The 6,923-nt window shown below is 74.9% G+C and carries 7 protein-coding genes and 1 pseudogene; 6 read left to right on the forward strand and 2 right to left on the reverse strand.

Annotated elements, in window-relative coordinates; translation table 11 throughout:
* The 4 genes and pseudogenes from ABYE80_RS15080 to ABYE80_RS15095 form a co-directional block, all read left to right on the forward strand.
* Window positions 1–797: pseudogene (locus ABYE80_RS15080) on the forward strand (amino acid deaminase/aldolase); the annotation flags it as partial.
* Between the two features lie 83 nt (window positions 798–880).
* Window positions 881–1,231: a rhodanese-like domain-containing protein gene (locus ABYE80_RS15085; protein ID WP_372791111.1), complete on the forward strand. Its 351-nt coding sequence runs from the start codon at window positions 881–883 to the stop codon at window positions 1,229–1,231.
* Between the two features lie 145 nt (window positions 1,232–1,376).
* Window positions 1,377–1,760, forward strand: coding sequence for a hypothetical protein (locus ABYE80_RS15090; protein WP_372791112.1), 384 nt, complete (start codon window positions 1,377–1,379; stop codon window positions 1,758–1,760).
* A gap of 44 nt (window positions 1,761–1,804) precedes the next feature.
* Entirely contained in the window at window positions 1,805–2,671 is an 867-nt protein-coding gene (locus tag ABYE80_RS15095; protein WP_372791113.1) for a short-chain dehydrogenase/reductase, read from the forward strand.
* On the opposite strand, the gene ABYE80_RS15100 is transcribed toward ABYE80_RS15095, so the two are convergent.
* Together ABYE80_RS15100 and ABYE80_RS15105 are read right to left on the reverse strand one after the other, a co-directional pair.
* On the reverse strand, window positions 2,661–3,518 hold the full coding sequence (locus tag ABYE80_RS15100; protein ID WP_372791114.1) for a hypothetical protein: 858 nt from the start codon (window positions 3,516–3,518) through the stop codon (window positions 2,661–2,663). The genes ABYE80_RS15095 and ABYE80_RS15100 overlap by 11 nt on opposite strands.
* On the reverse strand, window positions 3,515–4,699 hold the full coding sequence (locus tag ABYE80_RS15105; RefSeq protein WP_372791115.1) for a flavoprotein: 1,185 nt from the start codon (window positions 4,697–4,699) through the stop codon (window positions 3,515–3,517). Before ABYE80_RS15105 ends, ABYE80_RS15100 begins: the two co-directional genes overlap by 4 nt.
* A gap of 60 nt (window positions 4,700–4,759) precedes the next feature.
* On the opposite strand from ABYE80_RS15105, the gene ABYE80_RS15110 reads away from it, so the two are divergent.
* Both ABYE80_RS15110 and ABYE80_RS15115 read left to right on the forward strand, forming a co-directional pair.
* Entirely contained in the window at window positions 4,760–6,460 is a 1,701-nt protein-coding gene (locus tag ABYE80_RS15110) for a radical SAM protein (RefSeq protein ID WP_372791116.1), read from the forward strand.
* 20 nt (window positions 6,461–6,480) lie between these two features.
* Window positions 6,481–6,923: glycosyltransferase (locus tag ABYE80_RS15115; RefSeq protein WP_372791117.1), on the forward strand; the 443-nt coding region annotated here is incomplete at its 3' end.

The raw sequence follows: 6,923 nt of genomic DNA on the forward strand, positions 1-6,923 counted from the left end.
CGGTCGCCGACGTGCGTGTCTGCCTGGATCTCGACGCCTCGTGGCGTCCGCTCGGCGGCCGCGTGCACATCGGCGTGCGACGGTCGCCGGTCCACGACGTGACCCAGGCCCGCCGGCTGGCCGAGGCGATCGTCGCCCGGCCGGGAGCACGCCTCGTGGGCCTCATGAGCTACGAGGCGCAGATCGCCGGCGTCGGCGACCGACCCCCGGGCAAGCGGCTCCTCGGGGCCGCCATCGGCGTGATGCAGCGCCGCAGCGCGGCGGAGCTCGCCCGTCGCCGGGCAGCGGTGGTCGCCGCGGTCCGCGAGGTCGCCGACCTGGAGTTCGTCAACGGCGGCGGCACGGGCTCGCTCGAGCTCACGGCGGCCGAACCCGCGGTCACGGAGCTCGCCGCGGGCAGCGGCCTCTACCAGCCGACGCTGTTCGACACCTACAGCGCCTTCCGGGGGCGTCCCGCCGCGCTCTTCGCGCTCCCGGTCGTGCGGCGCCCCGCGCCCGGCATGGCGACCGTGCTGGGTGGCGGGTACGTCGCCTCGGGTGCGGCGGGCGAGGACCGCCTGCCGACCCCGGTGCTGCCCGCGGGCCTGCGGCTGGACCCCCGCGAGGGCGCCGGCGAGGTGCAGACGCCGGTGCTCGGGGAGGCGGCCGACGCACTGCGGGTCGGTGACCGCGTGTGGTTCCGGCACACGAAGGCCGGGGAGCTGTGCGAGCGGTTCGACACGCTGCACCTGATCCGTGGCGACCGCGTGGAGCGCAGCGTGCCGACCTACCGCGGCGAGCACCGGACATTCGCCTGAGGACCCGGCCGTCTTCTGCGACATCCGCGTCGCGGCGACGACCGGACGCCTCCCCCGTGGGAGGCCTCCGTATCCTGCCCGCCATGACCAATCCCCTCTCGGATCCCGGTATCGAGGTCACCCCGCAGGGCGCGCAGGAGATGGTCGCCGCCGGCGCCGTGCTCGTCGACGTCCGTGAGCCCTACGAGGTCGAGGCCGGCCGCATCGAGGGCGCCCGCCACATCGAGCTCGAACGGCTCGCGTCCCAGGCCGAGACGCTCGACAGGGACACGCCGATCGTCTTCCAGTGCCGCGGCGGCGTCCGCTCGCTGATGGCCGCTCAGGCCTTCCGGCGGGCAGGCTTCGAGGCCTACTCGATGGCCGGCGGCATCCAGCGCTGGTTCGACGAGGGCCGGCCACTGGTCCCCGAGCACGGCACGGTCGCGGACCACTGACGCCCGCCCGTGGGATCGGTGCGGGCCGGCTGAGACCACGATGACACTGACGCCCCCGGCCATCCCGGATAGCGTCAGGGGTGCACTGATCCTGCGCCCGTCCCGTGACCACGGGGTGGGTGCTCCCACCCATGGAGGACACCCGATGCGCTCTCTCCGTACGACTGCCGCGCTGCTGTCCGCAGTGGCCGCGCTCGGTCTCGCCGCCTGCGGCAACGACAACGACGACGCCGCCGAGCAGCTGCAGCAGAGCGGCGAGGAACTGCAGCAGAAGGGGGCCGATCTCCAGAAGAAGGCCGCCGAGATCCAGCAGAAGGTCCAGAGCGGCGAGCTGACCCCCGAGCAGGCCGCCGAGGAGACCCGCAAGCTCCAGGAGGACGCCAGCGCCCTGGCGGGCGAGGCGACCGACGCGGCGCAGGAGGCCCTCGACGACATCGATGTCCCTGCCGGCGCGCAGGACGACGTCGACGCGGCCAAGCAGCAGCTCGAGGACGCCAAGAAGCAGCTGGAGTCCCAGACGACGCCGTAGCGCCCGCTGCCCGGCGGGCGGCGGTTCACGTAGGGTCGGCGGTCATGGCTTCCTCCTATGACCTGAACGGAAAGGTCGCGCTCGTGACGGGCGCGGCTCGCGGCATCGGCTTCGCCACGGCGCAGGGACTCGCGGCCCGAGGAGCGTCGGTCGTCATCGTCGATCTCGACCAGGCCGACGCCGACGCCGCGGCGGAGCGCCTCCAGCCGAGCGCGGCGTTCGGCCTTGCGGCGGACGTGACGGACCGTGGGGCGATGCAGCGTGTGGTCGCCACCACGGTGGAGCGTTTCGGGGGGCTCGACGTCGTCGTCGCCAATGCGGGGATCGCCTCGAAGGGCGCGACGTTCCGGGCGATGTCCGCCGAGAGCTTCGATCGCGTCCTGGACGTCAACCTGATGGGCGTGGTGCGGACCGTCGAGGCCGCCCTCCCCCAGATCGTCGCGCGCCGAGGCCACGTGGTGGTCGTGGCCTCCGTCTACGCGTTCATCAACGGTGTCGGCGCGGTCCCGTACGCCATCAGCAAGGCGGGCGTCGAGCAGTTCGGGCGCGCGCTGCGCAGCGAGCTCGGCCAGCACGGCGCCAGCGCGAGCGTCGCCTACTTCGGGTTCATCGACACGGAGATGGTCCACCGGACGCTGGACGAGGACCCGCTCGGCGCACGGATGCAGCAGGCGATCCCGGCCCCCCTGCGCAAGCGGATCCCGCCGTCGGAGGCGGGGGCGGCCATCGTCGCCGGGATCGAGTCGCGTGCGCCGCGGATCATCAGGCCGCGCCGATGGGCGGCGATGTCGGTGCTCCGCGGGATCGTCAACCCGTTGCTCGACAAGGCGATGGAGCGCGACGCGAACACCCAGGCGATCGTCGCCGAGCTCGACGCACGGGGCGACGAGGAGCAGACCCTCACCGCCTGACGCGTCCCGCACGCACGAACAGCGCGACGCTCGCGGCGGCCGCGCCGGTCAGCAGCACCTCCGCCGGGCGTCGACGGCCGCTGGTCGCCAGCACGGCGCCGAGCGCACGGAGCACGGTCGTGACGCGGCCCGCCCGCAGCATCGCGCGGTCGGGCGGGGCGGCCGCGCCGAAGTACGCGAAGACCGCGTACCCCACCCCGACGCCGAGGCGCAGGACCTCGGCCGCGACGACGCCCGTCCCGAGACCGCCGGTCCGGCGGGCTCCGACGAGCACCGCCGTTCCGAAGGCGGCGTCGACGAGCCCCTCGAGGTCGCGTCCAGCACGGGTCGGTCCCGCGCCGTGGCGCGCCGCGAGCCCGTCGAGGACGTCGCTGCCCCACCCGCCGATCACGAGCGCCGGCGTCGGGCGCCGCGCGACCAGGGGGACGACCCAGGCGCGGCCGAGGGTCAGGACGTCCGCCGTCCCGAGGTTGCGCGGCGCTCCGTCCTCGCTCTCGAGCATCCCGAGATGCCAGTCGAGCATCAGGCCCGTGAGGAGCCACCAGCACGCGGCCGGACGCACGCCGACGGCGCCGGCGACCACGACCGGCACGTACGCGACCGCCCCGGCCGTGAGCACTGCCCCCTCGCGCCGCGCCAGGTCGGGCCGGTCGGCGCGGGTCGCGTTGGCGCGCTGCTGGGACCGGACCAGGAAGCGGGCGAGGGCCGCGGGGGTGAAGCCCGCGTCGCGCAGCGTCTGCAGCTCCTCGCGGATCCACCGCTCCCCGGCGGTCGGCGCCCGGTCCCCGGTCCGGTCGGCGGGCCTCTGGCGTCCCTCGCCCACGATGGCCTCGGCGGGGCCGCTCACCCGGCGAGCAGCGCGCCGAACACGTCGTCGACCTGCTGCCAGCCCGTCCGCAGCAGGAACTGCGGGTTGCGACCGTAGCTCTTGGCGCCCAGGATGAAGAACCCGGGCTCGGGGTTGCGCAGCGCCTCGGGACCGCTGACCGAGCCGGCGAGGCAGTCCGCGTCGGGGTCCCCGAGCGTCGCGGCGAGCTTCATCGGCCCGAGACTCGCGTAGCACTCGTGCACCTGCAGCTGCCGGTAGATCGAGGCGTCGCCGACCCCGCCGTTGAGTGCGAGGATCCGGTCGACGACCACCCGCTGGGCGTCGCCGTTGCGCAGCGTGACCTCGAGGCGATCGCCGCGCGCCGTCAGCGCCTCGGTCACGACGCCGGTGCGGACCTCGACGGCCGTCGACGCGCCGGCTGCGAGCTCGCGCGCGGTCGCGTTGAGGGCGGCGCGCTCCGCCAGCGTGTCCCCCGGCACGGCGCCGAAGCTCGGACGGGCCGCCCGGATCGCCCAGATGACCCGCGTGCCGACCCCGGCCCGGGCCGCGAAGTCCGCGAGGTCACGTGCCGCCGTCTGCGCCGAGTGACCCGCCCCGGTGAGCAGGATGGTCCGACCGGCCCAGCCCGCGTGATCGGCGGCGAGGTCCACCAGGTGCCGATCGATCCGCTCCTCGAACCTCCGCTCGCCGATCGCGTCGATCCCGCCGTCGCCCATGCGGTTCGGGGTCCCGGAGACGCCGGTCGCGTCGATGACCACGCGGGCGTGGTCGACACGCTCCTCGCCGGTGACCTCGTCGCGCAGGAGCAGCCGGAACGGCCGGGCGGCCCGGGCCGCGCTGCCGATCTCCTCGTGCTTGAGCAGACCGGCGCGCCCCACCGCCGTCACGGCCGTCCGCGCGTGGATGCGCCCGGCGAGCTGCGGCAGACCGGCGAGGGGTTCGAGCAGGCGCTCGACGATCTCGTTGCCGGTGGGAAGGTCGGGACCGTCGGGGGCGGTCTCGCCGAGCGCGGCCCGGGCCCGTGGCGACACGGTCATCGACCAGGGCGTGAACGTGCGGACGTGCCCCCACCGGCGCACACCCGCCCCGATCCCGGGTCCGCGCTCGTAGACCACCGGGTCGTGGCCCGCGGCGACCGCCGCGAGCGCGGCCTCCATCCCGATCGGCCCGGCTCCGAGGATGGCGACGCGCTTGGACACCACCGCGAGGCTACCGACCGGCGGCTCGCGCGCGCCAGGCCTGGGGCTATCCTCGGCGCCGTGCCGCGCATAGCCGTGTTCGGGGGTGTCTACGCCAATCCGCACGCCCTGCGGGCGGTGCTCGCCGACGCACAGCAGCGCGGGGCCGACTCGCTCTTCTGCCTCGGAGACCTCGGCGGGTTCGGGGCGGAGTGCGACGCGGTCTGGCCGCTGCTCGTCCAGGCGGACGTGCGCTGCATCGCGGGCAACTACGACATCGCGATCGCCCGCGGCGACGACGACTGCGGCTGCGGCTACGCCTCGGAGCGGGACAACCACTTCGCGCAGGTCATGTACGACCACACGCGCCGCAGCACCTCGCCGGAGTTCGCGCACTGGATGGCCGGGCTGCCCGGATCGGTGCGCGAGGACGTGGGAGGCGTCGACGTCCTCCTCGTCCACGGGTCGCCGCTGGCGGTCAACGACTTCCTCTGGGAGTCGCTGGACGACGACGAGCTGCGCCTGCGTCTCGACGCCGTCGCGGGCGGACGCCCGGACGTGCTGCTGTGCACCCACACCGGCCTGCACTGGCAGCGGCGGGTCGACGGCACGCTGATCGTCAACGTGGGCGCCGTCGGGCGCCCGGCCAACGACGGGACCCCCGACGTGCACTACGCGGTCGTGGACCTCGAGGACGGGCAGGCACGGGCCGAGCTCGTGCGCGTCGCGTACGACTGGCGCTCCCAGGCGGCGTCGATGCGGGTCGCCGGTCTGCCCGAGCCGTTCGTGGAGACGATCGAGACGGGCTGGTGGACCACGTGCCTGGAGATCGTCCCGCCGCTCGAGCGCGCCCGCGGCCGGTTCCACGTGTACCGCGAGTCCCTCCCGGCGCCGGCCGCCCTGGCGCAGGACGTGGGCTGGGCCGACGCCCCGGAGCTCGCGGACGACGGACGGCCCGTCGTCCCGCTGTTCGGCAGCGCGCTGTTCCCACCCCGCCTGTGGGTCTACACGAACTTCCACTGCAACCTCGCCTGCGACTACTGCGTGGTGGCCTCCTCCCCCACCGCTCGACGCCGTCAGATCGACCTCGACCGGTTCGCGGACCTCGTCGACGAGGCCGTCGCCGAGGGCTTCACCGAGCTGTACCTGACGGGCGGCGAGCCGTTCGCGCACCCCGACGCGGTCGACCTCGTCGAACTGGCCAGCGACCGCCTGCCGACCGTCGTGCTCACGAACGCGATGCTGTTCACCGGCCGTCGGCGGGCGGACCTCGCGCGTCTGGCGGGACGGCCCGGCCTCGTGCTCCAGAGCTCGCTCGACGGATCGCGCCCCGACCTGCACGACGCCTGGCGCGGGGCGGGGTCCTGGCGACGGGCGGTCGACGGGCTGCGCCTGGCCCGTGAGCTCGGGCTGCCCGTGCGGGTGGCGATGACGGAGACCCCCGAGAACCGCGACGACGTCCCGCGGCTGCGCGCGTTGCTGGCCGGCCTCGGCATCGCGGACCGGGACGTGGCGGTCCGGCCGCTGGTGGGCCGAGGACTGGCCGCCGACGCCGCGGACGCCGTCGCCGTCAGCGACGCGGTCACCGTCCCGGAGCTCACCATCACCGCCGATGGCGCCCACTGGCACCCCCTCGGTGCCGACGTGGACGCATCGCCGGACTTCCTCGTCGCCCGGGGAACGGTGACGCTGGCCGAGGCCAAGCGACGCGTGATCGAGCGCTTCCTCGAGCTGCGGCAGGCCGACGGGACGTTGCCGGAGGCGTTCCACTGCGCGATCTGACCCGCACCCGGGAACCGCTCGTGTCGGTCGTCGTCCCGACGTTCCGCGAGGGATCGCAGATCCGCGAGGTGCTCGACCACGTCGCCGCCCTTCCGGGCCGATGGGAGGTGGTGGTCGCGGACGGGGCCTCCGACGACGCCACCGCTGCCCTCGCGGAGGCTCACCCCTCGCGCCCCCGCGTCCTGCGCAGCGGCGGCGGACGGGCAGCCCAGTGCAACGACGCCCTGGCCCTCGTCACCGGCGATGTGGTGCTGGTCCTGCACGCCGACAGCCGCCTGCCGCACGACGCCCACGCACGCATCGCCGCGGCGCTGCAGCGCCGGCCTGGGGTGGTCGGGGGCAACTTCGCGCTGCGCTTCGACGGGGCCGACCGCTTCAGCCGACTGCTCACCGCGTGGTACGCCCTGCAGCGGCGCGGCGGCTGGTACTACGGCGACAGCAGCGTGTGGTGCACGCGATCCGC

The organism is Paraconexibacter sp. (assembly GCF_041602235.1).
In the GTDB taxonomy this organism is placed as follows: Bacteria; Actinomycetota; Thermoleophilia; order Solirubrobacterales; family Solirubrobacteraceae; genus Paraconexibacter.

What these genes read in the sequence shown, in the direction of transcription:
- ABYE80_RS15095 (WP_372791113.1), top strand. Translation starts at nt 1,805, where the DNA reads ATGGCTTCCTCCTATGACCTGAACGGAAAGGTCGCGCTCGTGACGGGC.
- ABYE80_RS15085 (WP_372791111.1), top strand. Translation starts at nt 881, where the DNA reads ATGACCAATCCCCTCTCGGATCCCGGTATCGAGGTCACCCCGCAGGGC.
- ABYE80_RS15090 (WP_372791112.1), top strand. Translation starts at nt 1,377, where the DNA reads ATGCGCTCTCTCCGTACGACTGCCGCGCTGCTGTCCGCAGTGGCCGCG.